14 protein-coding genes are annotated in these 20043 nt (G+C 56.8%); 2 read left to right on the forward strand and 12 right to left on the reverse strand.

Features of this window, described 5'->3' with window-relative positions:
* Positions 1-28: 28 nt before the first annotated feature.
* Genes NXT09_RS10690 through NXT09_RS10705 form a run of 4 tightly spaced genes read right to left on the reverse strand, consistent with a single transcriptional unit; the run spans position 29 to position 4545 of the window.
* Positions 29-1027 carry an ABC transporter permease gene (locus NXT09_RS10690; RefSeq protein WP_268579670.1) on the reverse strand — a complete coding sequence of 333 codons (999 nt, stop codon included), beginning with the start codon at positions 1025-1027 and terminating at the stop codon, positions 29-31.
* The gene (locus NXT09_RS10695; protein ID WP_268579671.1) at positions 1024-2016 is read right to left on the reverse strand and encodes an ABC transporter permease; all 993 of its coding nucleotides are present in this window, start codon (positions 2014-2016) and stop codon (positions 1024-1026) included. The genes NXT09_RS10690 and NXT09_RS10695 overlap by 4 nt, the downstream gene beginning before the upstream one ends.
* Positions 2013-3560, reverse strand: coding sequence for a sugar ABC transporter ATP-binding protein (locus NXT09_RS10700; protein ID WP_268579672.1), 1548 nt, complete (start codon positions 3558-3560; stop codon positions 2013-2015). Before NXT09_RS10700 ends, NXT09_RS10695 begins: the two co-directional genes overlap by 4 nt.
* A gap of 4 nt (positions 3561-3564) precedes the next feature.
* Complete coding sequence (locus NXT09_RS10705; protein WP_043901888.1) at positions 3565-4545, reverse strand: sugar ABC transporter substrate-binding protein; 981 nt, start codon at positions 4543-4545, stop codon at positions 3565-3567.
* A 239-nt stretch (positions 4546-4784) separates the two neighbouring features.
* Between NXT09_RS10705 and NXT09_RS10710 the strand changes: the two genes are divergently transcribed.
* Both NXT09_RS10710 and NXT09_RS10715 read left to right on the forward strand, forming a co-directional pair.
* Entirely contained in the window at positions 4785-5306 is a 522-nt protein-coding gene (locus NXT09_RS10710; protein WP_174871631.1) for a 1,2-dihydroxy-3-keto-5-methylthiopentene dioxygenase, read from the forward strand.
* Positions 5307-5390: 84 nt separating this feature from the next.
* Positions 5391-5855 (forward strand): YehS family protein, encoded by a 465-nt coding sequence (locus NXT09_RS10715; RefSeq protein ID WP_268579673.1) that lies wholly within the window; start codon positions 5391-5393, stop codon positions 5853-5855.
* Positions 5856-5971: 116 nt separating this feature from the next.
* Here the strand turns inward: NXT09_RS10715 and NXT09_RS10720 are convergent, their stop codons facing one another.
* The 8 genes from NXT09_RS10720 to NXT09_RS10755 all read right to left on the reverse strand — a co-directional run bounded on the left by NXT09_RS10720 (position 5972) and on the right by NXT09_RS10755 (position 19792).
* Positions 5972-6916, reverse strand: a complete 945-nt coding sequence (locus tag NXT09_RS10720; protein WP_268579674.1) for an Rpn family recombination-promoting nuclease/putative transposase — start codon at positions 6914-6916, stop codon at positions 5972-5974.
* Between the two features lie 155 nt (positions 6917-7071).
* Positions 7072-7905, reverse strand: a complete 834-nt coding sequence (gene cobA / locus NXT09_RS10725; protein WP_205549823.1) for a uroporphyrinogen-III C-methyltransferase — start codon at positions 7903-7905, stop codon at positions 7072-7074.
* 25 nt (positions 7906-7930) lie between these two features.
* Positions 7931-10639 (reverse strand): nitrate reductase, encoded by a 2709-nt coding sequence (locus tag NXT09_RS10730; RefSeq protein WP_268579675.1) that lies wholly within the window; start codon positions 10637-10639, stop codon positions 7931-7933.
* Entirely contained in the window at positions 10636-14823 is a 4188-nt protein-coding gene (gene nirB, locus NXT09_RS10735; protein WP_268579832.1) for a nitrite reductase large subunit NirB, read from the reverse strand. The genes NXT09_RS10730 and nirB overlap by 4 nt, the downstream gene beginning before the upstream one ends.
* A 19-nt stretch (positions 14824-14842) precedes the next feature.
* Positions 14843-15637 (reverse strand): ABC transporter ATP-binding protein, encoded by a 795-nt coding sequence (locus tag NXT09_RS10740; protein ID WP_010295297.1) that lies wholly within the window; start codon positions 15635-15637, stop codon positions 14843-14845.
* Between the two features lie 10 nt (positions 15638-15647).
* Positions 15648-16562, reverse strand: coding sequence for a nitrate ABC transporter permease (gene ntrB, locus NXT09_RS10745; protein WP_039509401.1), 915 nt, complete (start codon positions 16560-16562; stop codon positions 15648-15650).
* A 12-nt stretch (positions 16563-16574) separates the two neighbouring features.
* Positions 16575-17834 carry a CmpA/NrtA family ABC transporter substrate-binding protein gene (locus NXT09_RS10750; protein WP_205549831.1) on the reverse strand — a complete coding sequence of 420 codons (1260 nt, stop codon included), beginning with the start codon at positions 17832-17834 and terminating at the stop codon, positions 16575-16577.
* A gap of 668 nt (positions 17835-18502) precedes the next feature.
* Entirely contained in the window at positions 18503-19792 is a 1290-nt protein-coding gene (locus NXT09_RS10755; protein ID WP_268579676.1) for a nitrate regulatory protein, read from the reverse strand.
* Between the last annotated feature and the right edge of the window lie 251 nt (positions 19793-20043).

The following is a 20043-nucleotide window of genomic DNA, read 5'->3' on the forward strand; positions in this document are numbered from 1 at the left end:
CGCTCTGTTTTTTATTCATGTTCGAACATTATTGTCGCTGACGCAGCCGCCCCTGCAGGAAAGAGAGCGCCAGCGCCAGTACCAAAATCACGCCGCTCAGCGCATCTTTTACGATGAAGTTCAGCCCCATCAGGTTCAAACCGTTGGCGATCATACCGAGAAACAGCACGCCGATTAGCGTCCCCGCCACATTCGGTCGCCCCTGCGCATGAAAAGCGGTGCCAATAAATACGGCGGCAATAGCGTCCATCAGGTAAGCCTGTCCGGCCAGCGGCGTAAACTGACGCAGATTGGCGGATAACACCACGCCGCCGATGGCACACGTCACCGACGTAACAATCAGCAGCCAGAACATCGTACGCCGCACGTTAACACCGGCAATCAGCGCTGCTGGCGCATTCAATCCCATTGCATGGATACGTTTACCCGCAATCGTCCGTTCAAATAACAGGTAATAAACCAGCAACAGCACCGCCACAATCACGATCGGCACCGGAATACCCCACAGATCGCCCACGGCCAGCTCATGGTACTGGGGTGCCATTCGGCGGTAAGCGATCGGCCCGCCGCCCTCGGTGTAGATTCGTTCGATGCTGCTACCGATAAACCACGTCCCTAGCGTCGCCAAGAACGGCTTAATTCGACAGTGAATAATCAGCACCGCGTTAAGCAAACCAATCAGTGCGCCTCCCGCTAATGCGGCCAGCACCGCTGCCTGCCACGGCAGACCATAGACTTTGAGTGCCACCAGCGCAAAGGCGGCGCCAAAATCCAGCGCAACGCCCACGGACAGATCGATTCCGCCCGCTGTCACCACCAGCGTCATAGCCAGCGCCACAATCAGCAGTACCGCACTGCCCTGTAGCAAATTCCCCCAATTGCCTAACGTCAAAAATATCGGGTTTTGCAGCGAGAAAAACACCAGAAAAGCCAGCAGAATGACCAGAAAACCATAGCGGATAAAAAACGACATCCCCAGTCTGCCGCCCGGCAACGCAGGCTGCGCCGCCAAAGAAGAAGGTTTCACGCGTGACTCCTTTGCCTGCGTAATGACGCAGCAGCGAGCACCACCAGAATCAGTACGCCCTTAATCGCGCCGACCCAGAAGATATCGACTCGCAGCAGCGCCAGACCGTTCGATAAGGCATTAACCAGCAGCGTACCCAGCAATGCGCCCCAGATAGTGACCACCCGACGGCGAGAGAATGCCGCACCGAGAAACGTCGCTAATACCATCTCCAGCAACAGCGGCTCTGCCGTACCGGGCGAGCTGCCCGATCCTTGCGCCACTAGCGTCAACGAGGCCAGCGCCGCCGCCAGCGCACCTAACAGATACGAACCGATAACCAACGGCGTGTGGGAAATGCCCGACAGCTGCGCCGCTTCGCGGCTTCCGCCCGCAGCCTGCAAATGCTGCCCCCAGCGGCTATGGTGAACGATAAACTGAAACAAAAGGAAGACCAGCAGCATAAACCAGACCGCCAACGGCAGGCCAAGCAGACTGCTATCACGAAACGCCACAATCAGCGGATCGCTAACGCTGATACGCCGCTGCTGGGTCAGCAAATTAGTGAGTCCGATAACCGCCGCGGAGCAGGCTAACGTTGCCAAGAGCGGCGGTAGCCGAATCGCCACCACCAGTGCGGCATTCACCGCCCCCGCTAATAATGCAGCTCCCGCCACCAGCGCAATCAGCCACGAATAACTGATACCTGCGTTCGTCAAACCGTCGCTAACTATCGCCACCGCAAGTACCGCAATCGCAGGCAGCGAGAGATCGATACCGCCGGAGACAACATCGTCACCGCCGCCCGTAATGACGCAGACCAGCCCGAAGCACAGGATCGCCAGCGGCGCGCTTTGGCGTAAAATAATGGTGAAATTTTGCCAACTGAGAAAATAAGGTGCGTTCAGGCAGAGGAACAGCAGCAGCGCCGCAAACAGCAGTAAGGGAATATGATTGAAAAGCCCAGCTAAACGCGGCGTCGCCCGGAGGGGTTGTAAGGCTCGAGTCATACCGCCTCCTGCGTTCGGCCGCTGCTGGTCAACGCCAGCAGACTATCCAGCGAGAGACGTTCCGTCGGCACATCAGCGATGAGTTCACCGCGCCACATCACCAGAATGCGATCGCACAGCCCCAGAAGTTCGCCGTCATCGCTGGAAGAAACGATAACCGCCCGCCCTTCCGCCGCCAGTTGCCGGGTAAGCTGGTAGATTTCTGCTTTCGCGCCAATATCAACACCCAGCGTCGGTTCATCAAGAATAAACAGCCGGGTATCAGTCTTTAGCCAGCGCGCCAGTATCACCTTCTGCTGGTTACCGCCACTTAAATTGCGCACGGGCACGCTGACATCGCGCGGCCGGATATCCAGCGTCTGCGCCAGATGGTTCGCCTGCGCTACCGCTTGCTTACGCCGCAGCCAGCCGCGCCAGGCGACACCCGGCAAGGAAGCCAGATTGATATTGTCTGCCACCGATAGCGGTAAAATCAGCCCGTCGTGACGACGATCGCGCGGCACCAGCGCCATACGCTGCGCGATTGCCTGTACCGGAGAACGCGGGCGCAGTGTCTGACCATCGATCACAATATATCCTTCACGGGCGGGCGTGATGCCATAGAGCGCATCAATCAGCGCCTCACGTCCCGATCCTAACAACCCCGCAATACCAACAATTTCCCCCGCCGCCACCTGAAAACGGATTGGTTGAAAATGCTGCCGATCCGTGAGCTGTTCGACCTGTAGCAGCGGCGTACCGCTTTTCGCTATCTTGCGTTTCCCGTCAAACAGGCTGGCAATCTCTCGCCCCACCATCAGGCGGATCATTCCATCAATGTCCTTCGTATCGGGATCGTCCAGCGTCGTCACGCCCTTACCATTGCGTAACACGGTGACGCGGTCGCAGATATCTGCAATTTCATTGAGATAGTGAGAGACATAGATAATCGCAATCCCACGCTGTTTCAGCGTCTGGATCGTATGCAGTAGCAGCGTGGCTTCCCGCGCTTCCAGCGGCGCGGTCGGCTCATCAAACACCACCAGCCGCGCCTTGCCGTCAATCAGTGCTCGAGCGACCTGCACCAGTTTACGTTCCGCCAGACTTAACTCCCGGATGAGTCGATTGGCGTCTATCGATAAATTGAAGGTGTGCTGAAAAAACTGTTCCGTTTCACGCCGCATCGCCCGACGATCGGCACCTCGCCAACGGTTCACTCGTTCCTGACCGAGAAACACCGACTCCGCCACGGTAAAATGGGGAATGAGATGCAGTTCCTGATGGATGAAACGAATGCCGTGCGCGTGGATAACCGCGGGCGTCACAGCGCTCAATCGCTGCCCATCGACAGCGATCTCGCCGCCATCTGCGGCATAAACGCCAGCCAGCACCTTAATTAAGGTCGATTTCCCCGCGCCGTTTTCCCCGATCAGGCCGAGAATTTCTCCCGGCCGAACCGTTAGCGATACGTTGTCCAGCGCGGGAATCCCTGCAAATTGCTTGCTGATGTGCGTCATTGTCAGACCGTCGCCGGACGGCGACGGGGTTGAGTGATATCCCACCATAGCTTTATTTCAGTTCGCCATAGCCAAGCTGTTTATAGACCGCCTTGGCTTCAGCCTCCCCTTTGACGGGCAAGACTGGCACAAACGTCTGCGGCAACAGCGTGGCCCCCGCGAAATAACGGGCGACGTTTTTCGCCGATGTGGTGCCGATCAGACGCGGCTGCTGGGCTACGTTGGCAACAAACGGACTGCCTTTCTCCGCCATAATTTCCAGCGTTTCTGGCCCGGCATCAATCGCCGTGACCTTCACGTCCTTGTCACGTCCGGTTTCTTCCAGTGCCTGCACCACACCGATGGCCGGCTGATCCCAGCAGGCAACATGGATGGCATCCAACGTGCCTTTCGGGTACTGGCTCAGCAGCTCAAGGGTTTTCTTGCGCGCGTCTTCCGGCGAGTTGGAATATTGTTCAGCCAGCTCAGGCTGAATAATTTTGATCCCCGGATAATCTTGCAGAACATATTTCCACAGGTCATAGCGAATACCGCAGATGCGCAGCGCGTTGGAGAAGGCGTTGAAAACCGCGATGTTACCTTTTCCGCCCAGCGCATCAGCGGTATAGCGCCCGATCGTCGAGCCGATGGCGTAGTTATCCGACGTCGTGTTATTGATGGAATACGATGAAACATGATCGACGGTGAAAACCGGAATCTTTGCCTCACGCAGCGCTTTAAACTTCGGCTCTACCGCGCTGTCGCCGAGAATACTGATCACGGCATCGACCTTACGCGCCAGCAGAATATCGTGGTTATTGGCATGAACCTGATTATCACGCCCCCCATCCACACCCACGACCTGCCCACCGAGTTTCTCAATTTCTTCGGTCGCCCCTTTGTAGGCCTCACGGTCCCAAAAGTGCTGTGTTCCCACCACGGCAACGCCAATGGTTTTTCCCTTCAATGACAGTGTCTCATCCGCTGCCTGAACAGAGGTCATTACCCCTGTAGCCAGCACGCACGCAGCCAGACGAGAAAAGCGAGTCTTCATCATTTTTATCCCGATTTTTATAAAATTATTAGCAGGGAAAGAGATTAGCAACGGGAAAAGTTAAATCGAAATAACAAAAATGATAATGGCTAGTGATTAAATAGAAATAGCGTTGATCGGCAGATGTAATGATTGTTAATCATTGAATTTACAGGAATAAGTTATAAAAAATGCATCTTGTTTTTTATCCCTATAAAGGGAATGGTTAAGGTTCTTCTATACCTAAGGGACAAGCAGACATGACCACGCTATCGATTTACCACCGCCCGCACATCACGCAGCCCGTCCAGCAGATCACCACGTTTACTGACATCGCTTCCCTGCTCGCCAGCGCCGGGATCCAGCTAGAGCACTGGCAGACCGATGCACCACCGCTCGACGCCAGCAACGAAACCATTTTGGCTCAGTACCATGCCGATATTGAACGACTTAAACAGCAGGAAGGCTACACCTCTGCCGACGTGATCAGCCTGACGCCGGATCATGCTGAGAGACTGGCGCTGCGGGAAAAATTTCTTCAGGAACACACTCATAGTGAAGATGAAGTGCGTTTCTTCGTGCGCGGCAGCGGAAGCTTCTTTGTGCCGATTGGCGAACAGGTTTTCCAGCTTACCTGCGAGGCCGGCGATCTCTTACGCGTGCCCGCTAACACGCCGCACTGGTTTGACTGCGGCGAATTTCCTGATTTTGTCGCGATCCGCATTTTTACTAATCCAGAAGGCTGGGTTGGGCACTTTACCGGACGGGAGACGTTTCACTAATTCCACGATCGTTTCTGCATTTCTCCGCCGTTCCCTTTATACTGTGCGTTTTGTACCAAGACGAACGGCGAGACCCCTTCCGTAATGATGAATAACGATGTCCTGCGCAGCGTGCGCTATATGCTGAATTTGAATAATGACCACCTGCTGAAGATCCTGGCGCTGGTGGAGATGACCGTCCCTCCCCTGCAGTTGGCGAGCTACGTCAAAAAGGAAGGGGAAGAAGGTTATCAACCTTGCCCAGACATCGTGATGAGTTATTTCCTGAATGGGCTGATTCTGCAAAAACGTGGGCAAGATGAAAACCAGCCTGCGCCGCAGTTTGAGCGCAAGATGACCAACAATATTATTCTGAAAAAGCTGCGTGTCGCGTTTTCATTAAAAACGGATGATATTCAGGCGATCCTGCTGGCACAAAATTTTCGCATTTCAGTGCCGGAAGTCACCGCGATGATGCGCGCGCCTGATCATAAAAACTATCGCACCTGCGGCGATCAGGTGATCCGCTACTTCCTGAAAGGGCTGACGGCGCGAGTACGCAAAGGTTAAAAAGCGCCGTTAACGAAAGACGTGAGCGTTGCCTGACTGACCTTTTCTTGTAAAGGCATCAGCAACGCTCGGTTTTAGTACGGTATTATTTAGTGCTGATATCGTTGAAGACGGTATCAATGCTGTGTGTCATGCAGGATAGCCGTGACCAATTGCTCAAGCTCTTCTTCCTCAAGCTGAGTGACCTGCTGCACGCTGTTCTTATCCATTCCCGTTAGCAATAAATTACGGGCAATTTGTCTGGCACTGTTTTTCATCCCTTGCTCAATGCCCTGCTCCAATCCTTGCTGAATACCGCGTTGGACTCCCTCGTCGAATCCCATTTTTTTCAATTGTTCTGCAATCGTCATAATGTCCTCCTGACCGGTTGATAGCGGTGCTGCCAGTGCGTCAATGAAATCTGCGGGTTTGGATGTGTTTCCCGCTTGTGCAATATAAAATAACAGCGCCCGACGCTGCGTCAGCGGCACCGACCAGCGTTCAAATAGTAACCCAATCTCACGCGCCAGCTCCAGCATATCACGGGTACGAATATGCTTCTGTACCAGTTCCAGTAACGCCATGCGTCGGTGCGTGCGAATCTCATCATCCGAAATAGCAGTTAAATCCACCAGTGGGAAAGGCTGTTCATACAGCGCTTGTGCCAGTACAGGATCGGCGAAGCTGTCCAGCCAGCGAAGGCTGTAAGGATAAGGACGCGCTCTGCCATGATAAAACAGCAGTGGCACCACCAGCGGTAAGCGATCATGTCCCTGATCCAGATGTTGCTGCATGGCAGCCAGACAATAGCGCAGCAGCCGGAAAGCCATCTGCTTTTCCGGGCGGCTTTGGTGTTCAATCACACAGTAAATGTACCCTTTACCTGCGGTGGTACGCAGCGAGTACAGCACGTCCGATATCCGCGCGCGCAGCTTTTCATCAATAAACGACGCGGATTCCAATTGCAGCGTGCTGAAATCACAGCGTTTGCGGATTTCATCCGGCAGATGAATAGTTAGAAAATCCCGTGCGACCGCGATGTCGCTCAGAAACTGTTTGAAGATCGCATCATGCGATGGCATCTCGTCCCCTTCCCTGTTGGCCATGACTGAAAATTCAGTAGGGAGGGTAACGGGGACACGATAGTAAAGCAGAAAACAACGTAGAAAGTGGAAAGCGCCTCGAAGAAAAACCGGTTTATTTCGAGGCGCTGACTGTAGGCAGGGAGCCGTTGCTGTCAGGCGGCTTCATGTTTTTCCATCGTCAACCGCGCTGGGGCTGCGTCGACCTGCAACGCCGGATGACGGCAGAAGCGGACGACGTCACCGACCACCAGCAGACTAGGTGACTGTGGTTGATAGCGTGCCAGCAATGCCGGTAAGGTCGCCAGCGTCGCGGTCAATAACCGCTGATCCGGCTGGGTGCCGCGTTCGATAATCGCAACGGGCGTCTGCGCGGACAGCCCGTGCTCGATCAGGCGCTGGCATAATCGACTGCTGTGGCTCAGCCCCATATAGAACACCAGCGTTTGCTGGCTGTCCGCCAGCGTCGGCCAGTCCAGTTGCGGTTCGCCATCGCGCGAATGACCGGTCACGAAGCGCACCGACTGCGCGCAGGCGCGGTGCGTCAGCGGTAGCCCTACTGCCGCCGCACAGCCTGTCGCGGCGGTAATACCGGGCACGACGTGGCAAACGATTCCAGCCTGCTGGGCATAATCCATCTCTTCGCCGCCGCGACCAAAAATAAACGGATCGCCGCCCTTTAGACGGATCACCCGCTGCCCGGCCTGCGCCAATTCAACTAACAGCTGATTGATTTTTTCCTGTGACAGGCGGTGACAGCCGCGCGTTTTTCCGACATCGATACATAGCGCCTGCTCCGGCACCAAATCCATAATCTCCGCCGACACCAGCCGATCGTAGACCACCACATCCGCCTGCTGGATTGCCCGCAGCGCCTTCAGCGTCAGCAGTTCTGCATCGCCCGGCCCTGCGCCTACCAGCCAGATTTCACCGCCGAGTACAGGCTGACGCCGTTGGCCCTGCGCCAATATTGATTGTGTTGTCATCATGTCACACCTCATTACGCCGTGGCGCTCAACCTGCTTTTTTCAATTCATTAACCGTTATCGGCACATGCTGGCTCAATAACGCTTTCAGTTCGGGAATACAGGAACCGCAGTTGGTCCCACATTTCAGCGTACCGCCTAACGCTGCTACGCTGTGGCAGCCTTTACGAATCGCGCCGACGATGATCGCTTCGCCAACGCTATAGCAACTGCAAATCGTGGCTCCCTGCTTAACCTGCCCCTGCGGTGCCTGACCCGCCAGCAGCGCGTGGCGTTCGTGCGGGAGCTGCGGCGGAGTGATAAACGCCTGACGCACCGCATCGCTGTCAATACGCAGCGCCTGTGCACTGACATAGCAGGCCAGCACCACGTGACCATCGCGCCAGCCAATCAGGTGAAATACGCCGTTGCCCTGTGCAACCTGACACTGCATGTTTTCCAACCCATAATGCTCGGTCAGCCATGCCTGCCAATCGTCTACCGGCACGCGGTCGGCAAACAGATACTGCGTCACACCCTCATGAGGCACTTTGCTCCAGTAGGTGGCGGGTGGCGGCAGAACGTCATGCTCTGCAGGTAACGTTAATGGCGCGGTAGCTGGCTCATCAGCAAAAAACAGCGTTGCCTGCCAGGCGGTATGCCAGGGTTGGATACGCACCCGGCTGTGCTTGCTTTCCGGCTGGCCGGAATACGGATCGGTAATCGGCGCAACTAAACTGTCAGCCCGCGCCTGAGCGCTGAACTGCTGATTCCAGTGCATCGGTACAAACACACTGCCGCGTGCCTGTCCGGCGTCGAGTCGCGCCCGCGCCAGCATCCAGCCGTGCACCGACGACAAGCGCACCAAGTCGCCCGCCTGAATATCATGCGTCTGCGCATCCTGTGGATGCAGCTCGCAGTAGGGTTCGCTGATATGACGCATCAGCCGAGCCGCTTTGCCCGTACGCGTCATGGTGTGCCACTGATCGCGAATACGCCCGGTGTTCAGCACCAGCGGATACGCCGCGCTCCACGGGTTTTGCGGCAGCGACGGCGTGACCGCCACGAGACGCGCTTTGCCATCGGCATGCCAGAATCGGCCATCGTCACCCAGTCGGGCGCGCCCTTGTGGGTATGTCGTATTTACCGGCCACTGTATCGGTTCCAACTGCTGCCACTGCTGATTGCTGAGTGTCGCCAGTCCGCTGATATCAAACGCGCGGCTACCGTTATTCTCAAATCCAGACAGCGCCGCATGCTCACGAAAGATCTCCGCCGGATGCTGATAGGCAAACGCTTCGGCAAATCCCATACGCTGCGCCACCTGACTCAGTATCCACCAGTTGGCTTTGGCTTCCCCCGGCGCGGGCAGAAAGGCTCGCTGACGAGACATCCGGCGTTCGGAATTGGTTACCGTGCCGTCTTTTTCTCCCCAGCCCAGCGCAGGCAGTAAAATATCAGCGGTTTCTGCGGTATCGGTATGGCGCATCACCTCGGAGACGATCACCAGCGGGCAGCGTTCCAGCGCCTGTTTCACCCGGTCAGCATCCGGCATCGACACCACCGGATTGGTACCCATAATCCACACCGCTTTAATATCGCCGCGTTCAACCGCGTGAAACAGATCCACCGCGTTCAGACCGGGCTGCGTCGCGACATTATCGCTCTGCCAGAAGCGCCCTACGCGCTCGATATCCTGCGACGTAAAGCCCATGTGGCTGGCAAGCTGATTAGCCAGCCCGCCGACTTCTCGTCCGCCCATCGCATTTGGCTGTCCGGTTATCGAAAAGGGACCTGAACCCGACACGCCGATTTTGCCGCTCAGCAGATGGGCATTGATGATCGCATTGCATTTATCGCTGCCCGAGGACGATTGATTCACGCCCTGCGAATAGAGCGTGACCACCTTGTCGCTCATGCTGAACAGGTGGTAGAAACGCGCGATATCGGCTTCATCCAACTGACAGAAATCCACAACCTTCGCTAACGACCACGTCTGCGCTGACTCTAATGCCTCTTCCACGCCGGAAAAACGCTCAGCCAATTCGGTATGATCGATGCGTGAATCCTGCGCCATCCAATGCAGCAGGCCGTTGAACAGCCCCGCATCGCTGCCGGGTTGCAGCGGTAAATGCAGATCGGCAATGTCGCAGGTTGCGGTACGTCGAGGGTCAATCACCACCACCTGCATCTGTGGTCGCTGCTGTTTCGCCTGCACCAGCCGCTGATACACCACCGGATGCGCCCAGGCGGTATTAGAACCGACCAGCAGCACCACATCCGCCCGTTCGATATCTTCATAGTTACAGGGAACGACATCCGCCCCCAGCCCGCGCTTGTAGCCGATCACCGCAGACGCCATGCAAAGCCGCGAATTGGTATCCATATTGGCGACGCCAATAAAGCCCTTCATCAGCTTGTTAGCGACGTAGTAATCTTCCGTCAACAGCTGGCCTGAACCATAAAACGCCACCGACTGAGGGCCATGTTGTTGCATAGTTGCCAGCAGCCGTTCGGCTACCGTATCAAGCGCCTGTTCCCAGCTAACGCGACGCCCTTCCACCAGCGGCCACAAGAGCCGGCCTTTCAAATCCAGCGTCTCTCCCAGCGCGGAACCTTTGACGCACAGGCGACCCAAATTTGCCGGGTGCGCCGGATCGCCACTGATCTTTACCCCACCTTGCCCATCGTGTTCTGCCAGCACGCCACAGCCGACGCCACAATAGGGGCAAGTTGTCCGACAGACGCGCGCGTTCATGATGCTTTTGCCATGGCAGTGTCTGCCAGAACGACGCCTTCAGGCACAGCCAGCGGCTGACGGCAGACCCAAATCTCGTCGTCTTCCACGCGCACTGGCCAGGCACGTACGTACAGCGAGCTATCATCCGGGCTCACACCATCCCGCAGCTTGAAGCGTTTCTTGTACAGCGGTGAAATCACCACCGGTTCACCGGCGACATCCCCCAGTAGCCCACGCGACAGCACATTTGCTCCACTGCCCGGTTCGTGGTTTTCCAACGCGTACACCTGCTGCTCGCTACCCGGCAGGTGGAACAGCGCGATCTGCTGCTGTCCGAGGCGCGCCGCCATGCCGGCATGACGTGGAATATCGCCCAGTGTCGCCACCTGTACCCACTCTGCCTCATGCGCGGCAGGTTTCAGAGCAACCGGTTCTGGTGAGACCGCTTTCTCATGATCCTGTGCAGGACGGATCTGCCCACGCTCCGGCACCATCACCACCGCTTCATCCGGGCTATCGCTGTTCAGGAAGCCACGGAATAGCGCCAGACGTTCCGGGCTTTCCAGCGTGGTTTGCCATTCGCACTGGTAGGCATCTACCACGCGCTGCATCTCTTTATCTAACTCTTCGCCAATATTCAGGCTGTCTTCCAGAATCACCTGACGCAGATAGTCGATACCGCCTTCCAGATTATCCATCCAGGTGCTGGTGCGTTGGAGGCGATCGCCGGTACGGATATAGAACATCAAAACCCGATCGATGGTGCGCAGCAGGGTTTCCGTATCCAGATCGCTGGCGAAGAGATCCGCATGGCGCGGCTTCATACCGCCATTGCCGCACACGTAGAGATTCCAGCCTTTATCCGTGGCAATCACGCCGATATCTTTGCTTTGTGCCTCAGCACATTCGCGGGTACAGCCGGAAACCGCCATTTTGACTTTATGCGGCGAACGCAGCCCCTTGTAACGGTGCTCCAGTTGGATCGCCAACCCGGTGGAATCCTGCACGCCATAGCGGCACCAGGTCGATCCCACGCAGGATTTCACGGTACGCAGCGATTTACCGTAGGCATGGCCGGTTTCAAATCCGGCATCGATCAGTTCACGCCAGATCGCGGGAAGCTGCTCTAAGCGCGCGCCGAATAAATCTACGCGCTGACCGCCGGTGATCTTGGTGTACAGGTTATAGCGCTGTGCCACCTGACCGATCGCGATCAGTCCTTCCGGTGTAATTTCCCCCGCCGGAACGCGCGGCACGACGGAATACGTACCGTCTTTTTGAATGTTGGCAAAGAAACGATCGTTGGTATCCTGCAACGGCAGGTGCTGCGGTTGCAGCAGATAGTCATTCCAGCAGGACGCCAGCATCGACCCCACCAGCGGCTTACACACTTCGCAGCCTAAACCGTGACCATAACGCTCAAGGAGACTGTCAAATGAGCGGATCTCATGCACGCGAATCAGGTGGTACAGCTCCTGACGCGAATAGGCGAAGTGCTCACAAATATCCTTCTTCACTTCGACACCCAGTTGCGTCAGTTCGTACTCCATCACCTGTTTCAGCAGCGGTACACAGCCACCGCAGCCCGTCCCCGCTTTGGTACAGGTTTTAAGCGCGCCCAGTTCGCCGCAGCCGCCAGCCACCGCCGCCGAGATATCGCCTTTGCTGACGTTATGACAGGAGCAAATCTGTGCGCTAGCCGGTAATGCCGCTACGCCCAATCCTTTTGGCGCATCGCCAGAACGCGCAGGCAAAATCAATCCTTCCGGCTGTTTAGGCAACGGCATATCGTTGAGCATCATTTGCAGCAACGTGCTGTAATCGCTGCTGTCGCCAATCAGTACGGCGCCCAGTAAACGCTTGCCGTCGGCGGAAACGACGATTTTCTTGTAGACCTCGTTCGGGCCGTCCGTCCACTGGTAGCTTTGGCTCCCCGCCGTGCGCCCATGTGCATCGCCAATCGAGGCGACGTCAACACCCAACAGCTTCAGCTTGGTACTCATGTCCGCGCCGGTAAATGGCGTATCGCGCTGCGCCAGCGTATCCGCCACGCTGCGTGCCATCTGGTAGCCCGGTGCCACTAACCCGAAAATCTGACCTTTCCACAACGCGCACTCGCCGATGGCGAAAATCGCGTCATCAGAGGTCTGGCAGTGGTCATCAATCACGATGCCGCCGCGCGGCCCTTTCTCTAAATCGCAGCTGTCTGCCAGCTTGTCGCGCGGGCGAATCCCAGCGGAAAACAGCACCAAATCGGTTTCCAACACGCTGCCGTCGGCAAAGCAGAGACGGTGCAACGCCTGCTCGCCGTCGGTGATCTCGCGCGTTTCTTTGCTGAGATGAATCTGTACGCCCAGCGCTTCAATTTTGCGCCGCAGCATAGCGGCACCGCCGTCATCCAACTGCACTGCCATCAGGCGCGGCGCAAACTCCACCACATGGGTGTCCAGCCCCAACTGACGCAGGGCATTTGCGGCTTCCAGCCCCAGCAGGCCACCACCAATCACCACGCCAGACTTGCCCTTTTTCGCCTGTGCCGCAATCGCGTCCAGATCGTCCAGCGTGCGATACACCAGACAGCCGGGACGCGTATTGCCGGGAATCGGCGGAACAAAGGCATAAGAGCCGGTCGCCAGCACCAGTTTGTCGTAGGCAGTTTCTCTGCCCTGTGCATCACACACGCACTGACGTTCACGATCGATAGCCACGATCTCGCTGGCGCTACGCAACTCAATGCCGCTCTCGGCAAAAAAGCCATCTTTTACCAGTGACAAAGAAGCGGCGCTGCGGCCGGAAAAATACTCGGAGAGGTGAACGCGGTCATAGGCTTCATGGCGTTCTTCACCAAAGACGACAATGTGGTAATGCTGATGCAGGTCGCGTTCAACCAGCTGTTCAAGAAAATAGTGGCCGACCATACCGTGGCCGACGACCACCAAAATAGGTTTGCTCATGACAGGAATCCTTACAGCTTCAGGCTGTGGGTCAGAATCAGGGGAAGAAAGGCCGAAAAGCAGCGACGCAGGAGGTGTCATCTCGCCCGCTGTCGTGCTCTCCATCGCGGCCAGCAGGCGCTGGCTGTCGTCGGTGTCGCCATACAGCAGGACACCGCTCAGCCGCCCGTCGCGCAGTAGCAGACGACGGTAGTGCTGCGTCTGCGGATCAAAAAGGGTGTACACCTCATCATCCGGTGCCACGTTAATATCGCCGCCGCTGACCACGCCAATTCCTGTGACTTTCAGCCGCGTTGCCGCCTGTTCACGCTGATAGTCTTTCGGTGTGTGTCCGGCAAGGCGCTGTGCCACCAGCGTGGCATGGGCGAAACACGGGGCAACCAGTCCGAAGATTTCGCCATTGAGTTCACAACATTCGCCGATTGCGCTGATGTACGGGTCGGCAGTTTGCAACTGTCCGTCCACCAGCACGCCGCGGTTACAGGGTAAGCCGCAGTCGCGCGCCAGCTGGCTAGCGGGAATCACACCCGCGGTCACCACCACCAGTCCGGCCGGAATCGTGCGGCCATCGGCCAACGCCACAGCCGTTACGCCTTTTTCATCGCCATGCAGCGCGACTACCTGCACATCCGTCTCACAGGCAATACCACGAGCACGCAGGCTGTCGCACAGCAGGTCGCTCGCCGTCGCGTCCAGTTGGCGCTCCATCAAAACCGGAACGCGATGCAGCAACGTGACGTCAGCACCGCGCAGTTGCAGCGCCGCTGCCGCTTCAATGCCGAGCAAACCGCCGCCAATCACCACCGCAGGAACGGACTGGCTAATCGTCGCCAACATCAGCTCGACATCATCCAGCGTGCGGAAGCCGCACACGCCCGTCAGATCGATGCCCGGCATCGGCGGCATAAACGGCGTGGAGCCAGTCGCCAACACCAGATGATCGTAATACAGCTGCCGTTGCGTCGTTGTCACCTCACGCTGCTGGCGATCGATATGCGTGACCCGCTCACCCAGAAGATAATTCACCGGCAGCGCTGCATCGTCGTCGATAGCCGCAGGCGTCAGCAGCGTATCCGTAAACGCTTTCTCGCCGCTCAATACTGGCGACAGCAGGATGCGGTTATAGCTGGCGCGCGGTTCATCACCAATCACAGTGATGCGATAGCGCGTCGCGGCCAGTTGGCGCAGTGCATCGACAAATCGCGCACTCGCCATCCCGTTACCAATCACAATCAGATGCGGTTTCATCATCGTTCCGGCCTCGCTGTCAGGCTGCTTTAGGCTGTTTTTCATATAAGAAATGCAGCACCTGCTGACGGTAGTGGTGGTAGCGCGGATCGTCGGCCAGCACGACGCGTGAACGCGGACGTTCCAGCTCGACTTTCATGATTTCACCGACCGTCGCCGCTGGGCCGTTGGTCATCATCAACACGCGATCCGACAACAGCACCGCTTCGTCTACGTCGTGAGTAATCAGCACAATCGTGGTTTGCAAGCGCTGCTGAATCTCCATCACTGCATCCTGAAGATGTGCGCGGGTCAGCGCATCCAGCGCGCCGAACGGTTCATCCATCAGCAGCACTTTCGGCTTCATAGCCAGCGCGCGGGCAATCCCCACACGCTGCTTCATCCCGCCGGAGATCTCATTCGGTCGCTTGTTCAGCGCGTGCTCCATATGCACCAGTTCAAGATTGTGGGTAATCCATTCGTGCATTTCGCGTTTGTTCATCTGACCGCGAAACACCTGACGTACCGCCAGTGCGACGTTTTCGTAGGTGGTCAGCCACGGCAGCAGCGAGTGGTTCTGAAAGACCACGCCGCGCTCCGGCCCTGGGCCGTCGATTTCACGGTTGTCACACAGCAGGCCGCCGCTGCTCGGCAGCGTCAGGCCAGCAATCAGGTTCAATAACGTAGACTTGCCGCAGCCGGAATGGCCGATCAGGCTGATCGTCTCACCCGTGTGAATATCAAAACTCACCTGATCCAGCGCCAGAAACTCACCGCTGGCGGTATTAAAACGCTGGCTCACCTGCTGCACTTGAATAATCGGTGTTGTACGCATCGTCGGCTCCTTAGCGGTTGTCATAGCTGAAACGGTTAGCAATCCACACCAGTCCCTGCTCAAGCAGCAGACCGATAACGCCAATCACCACGATGGCGATGATGATGTTTTCCACATTCAGGTTGTTCCACTCATTCCAAATCCAGAAGCCGATACCGACGCCACCGGTCAGCATCTCCGCCGCCACAATCACCAGCCAGGCGACACCAATCGACAGGCGCACGCCGGTCAATACGTTAGGCAGCACCGCAGGCAGCAGGATTTTGCGCATGATGGTGAATTCGGAGAGCTTCAGGACTCGCGCCACGTTCAGGTAATCCTGCGGGATACGGCGCACGCCTTCGGCGGTGTTAAGGATCATCGGCCAGATGGAGCAGATAAAAATGGTCCAACTGGATGCCGGTTCGGCACGCTGGAACAGCAGCAGGCCGATAGGCAGCCACGCTAGCGGGCTGACCGGGCGCAGCAGCGAAATGATCGGGTTGAGCATGTTAGCCAGAAACGTAAAACGACCAATCAGGAAGCCAGCGGGAATGCCGACCAGTGCCGCCAGCCCGAAACCGATGCCAACGCGTTGCAGCGAGGCCAATACGTTCCAGCCGATGCCCTGATCGTTCGGCCCTGCGATGTAAAACGGGTCGGCAAAGAGGCTGAGTGCCGCAAGCCAGGTCGTCCACGGCGTCGGGAAGTTTTCGCTGTTGAGCGCGGCAATCTGCCAGACCGCAACCAACAGCCCCAGCCCGAGAACCGCAGGGAAGAGTTGCTGAAACAGCTTACGCAGCAGCAGGCGGTAGGCGAAAGTGGGAGCCGCTGGCGCTTTTGCGGGCGTTACGGGTTTAGTTGGCAGCGGCGTAATGTCGGCGCTGCGTACGGTTTCCGGGGCGTTATCCGCGGTAATTGGAATGACCTGGGCCTGGTTTTTCATCATCAACCTCACTTATTTCTTCACGCTAAAACTGTTGGCATAACCCGCTGGATCGCTACCATCCCAGCGGCGGCCATCGATGAGCACGCTGCTGCGCATGTCGCTACCGGGCAATGGCACATTCCCCACGGCATCGGCCGCCTGCTTGTAGATATCAATGCGGTTAACCTGCTTCGCGACGGCCAGATAATCCGGTTCTTCGGTGAGCAAGCCCCAGCGTTTGTGCTGGGTGAGGAACCACATACCATCGGACAGATACGGGTAGTTCACGGAACCGTCGTGGTAGAAACGCATCGCGTGTTCGTCTTTCCAGCTTTTCCCCAGCCCATTTTCGTACTGGCCCAGCATGCGTCCGACGATGGTTTCTTCTTTGGCATTGATGTACGCGCGTCCGGCAACGACGCCAGCCGTTTCGCGGCGGTTGTCGTCCGAGGCATCAATCCAGCGCGAGGCATCGAGGATCGCGGCGGTCAGCGCGCGTGCACTATTCGGGTTGGCGTTTACCCAGTCAGCGCGGGTACCCAACACTTTTTCCGGGTGATCAGGCCAAATGTCTTGCGAGGTGGCGGCGGTAAATCCGATTTTTTCGCTGATGGCACGCTGGTTCCACGGCTCGCCGACGCAGTAGCCGACCATGTTGCCAATCTTCATGTTCATCACCATCTGCGGCGGCGGCACCACCACGGTGCGCACGTCGTTCAGCGGGTGAATGCCGGCGGAAGCCAGCCAGTAATAGAGCCACATGGCGTGCGTGCCAGTTGGGAAGGTTTGCGCGAAGGTGTAGGTGCCCGCCGGACTGGCGGCGATATATTTTTGCAGCGCGGCGAGATCCGTGACGTTGGCTTCACGCAGCTGGTTTGCCAGCGTGATCCCTTGCCCGTTTTGGTTGAGCGTCATCAGCGCAGCCATGTTGCTCTGCGCCCCAGACAGCCCCATTTGCAGACCGTACAGCTGGCCGTACAAAATGTGGGCCGCATCCAGTTCGCCCGACACCAGCTTGTCGCGTACCGCCGCCCAACTGGCTTCTTTGCTAGGAACGATTGTGATGCCGTATTTCTTATCGAAACCTTTCACTGCGGCCATCACGACTGAGGCGCAGTCCGTCAACGGAATAAACCCGACCCGAATTTCCTTTTTCTCCGGCGCGTCGGAACCCGCCGCCCAGGCGCTATTCATCAACCCCGGCAGCATCAGGCTGCCGCCCAGTGCAGCACTCCCCAACAGAAACTGGCGGCGAGAGACGGTCATGCTTTTGGTTTTGGAATCACTCATCAACGACACCCTTGCGCAAAACACCTTTTCAGGCGGTAAAAACAAAAACGGCGTCCACAAGCCCATGCAGAATCTGCACGCTTATGGACGCCGTTGTCCGATTAACACCTTCCGCACCGCCGTTGGCCCGAAACGCATTATGAATGTTTGGTTGTTGCTAATGAGTTAAAGCAAGGTTTGTGCCAGCTATCACACTTTTGCATATTGCCGAGCGGGATTGTTTAATCAAGAAGTGAACTGAAATTTCGGTAACCACATGTAACTTATGGTGATTCTTTCGTGCGCGAGAATATTGCCATTTCTATGCTACGTCGTAGCACGCGCCCGACACGGGGCGCTCAGTCGCCGCCGCCCCGTGACCCGTGGCTTTTTCGCGAGAAATAACGTCGCTACGCGATACCTTCAGAAAAAACAGTCTCTTAACGGACCGTCGTTGACGCGTTCCCGACGCGGCAACGACTTTCGCGGCTTCCCTGCCGCTCATCCTAAGCCTGTTTTTTCTTCAGCGTTATTTACGCCTATCACAACGCAACAACAGTGGGAGCCAGCCAATATTTTTACGCACGAAACCACCACTCACAACCATTGACTCCACGATTTCCTCTTCACAAGACGGAGTCTTGCACCGCGAGCAAGCAGAACACGCACAGTTCATGTGCATATACCTCTTAAGGGTTATCTCCAAATACATCGGCTACCGCGAGCATCGCCGTCGCGATGTCAATCAGCTTTTTATTCTGACTCATCGCCATGCGGCGCAGGGTTTTGTAGGCCTCTTCTTCACTTAATCCACGGTGCTGCATCAGTAAGCCCTTCGCGCGATCGATCTGCTTTCTTTCATTCAACGTGGCTCGCAGCGCAGCCAGTTCATGATCCTGCGCCTGTAAGCGCCGCGATTGTTGCTGTACCAGCGACAGCAGCGATCTCCCCAGCAGTGGAGTGACGCCATCGCTATTCAGCCAACCGGGAGGGACGTTCTGCCCTTCAACGTCGTGACCAGCGATAAATATCGAATAGCCAGAATCGTCATGCTCCTGCTGCACCATCAGCGCGTCGAGATCCGCGCGCTGATCGCTGCATGCCTTCTCCGCTGCCGCAATACGGGTACGGCAGCGCTGCATCAGCGTCTGCTCCAACTCATCTTCCATCTGCTTCATTTCATCGATGCGCTTCGTGGCAATCGAAAACCAGTGCAGGCTATCCGCCTCCGACAGCTTTTCTATCGGGCTGCGGGTGCACACAATGCGGCGCAGGCGTTCAAATTCGCTATCTACTGCGATAGCACGCCAGCGCTGCTGATTTTCTTCATCGCTAAAATTCAGAAAGGTATCGAAACAGCGATCCTGCCGCTCGATCAAGTCCAGCAGCTTTTGCCGGGTTTCCTCATCGACGCTGCCCGCCGCATAGGCCGCCGCACCGATAGCCCGCTCCTGCCCCGCCAGCTCTTTCCCCTGCATAAAGCTGAACATAGCAATCAGCGCGCGGGAAATACCCGGATCGGCCGCCGTGTCCGAGACCTCAAAAACCAGCGCCAGCAGGTTGCGGACAATGTCGTTGAAAAACGTCATCGCCTGCGGCTGAGGCAACAAGCGCTGGCGAATCTGCTGACGCAGCGCGGGCAGCAGACTTAGCGCATAAACCACGCTGGCAACGCGGCTGAATAAACGGCTCGCCTGCGGCAACTCCGCCGTCATTTTTTCCAACCCCGCCAGATGCGTCATCAAATGCGTCTGCGCCGCCTGCACGTCTTTCTCACGTCGCACCAGCTCGTCGGCGAACAATCGACCGTCGGAGCAAAGAAACAGGTTGGCCGTTCCCCGTTCACGCTGCAATAGATGGACAAGCTGGCTAATTTTGCCCACCAGCTCACCGCTTTGCAGCAGGTAGCGCAAGCTGTTCAGCTCACACTGGCGCGAGGCAAGTAAAAATCGAATTGTCGTTGAAGGCTCCGCCACCATTGCACTCTCTCCTGAAAAAACCACGATCGGGAATATGCAATTAACGCGCCATTTGCATTAGCTCACAGTTATCAGGAAGCAAGGACAGAGCATCCGCACGGTTACTGCGCTCTGCACACGTTTCACCTCAATTTTTAAACTGCGTTACTAAACCAGCCCCATCGCAAAAGGTACTCTCTGCATCGAACTAAAACTGTTTTGTAGCCATCGGCACGATACTGACATTAGCGCGAAACAATAAGTAATCATTT

Origin of the sequence: Pectobacterium jejuense, from assembly GCF_026800125.1 — a bacterium.
GTDB lineage: Bacteria > Pseudomonadota > Gammaproteobacteria > Enterobacterales > Enterobacteriaceae > Pectobacterium > Pectobacterium jejuense.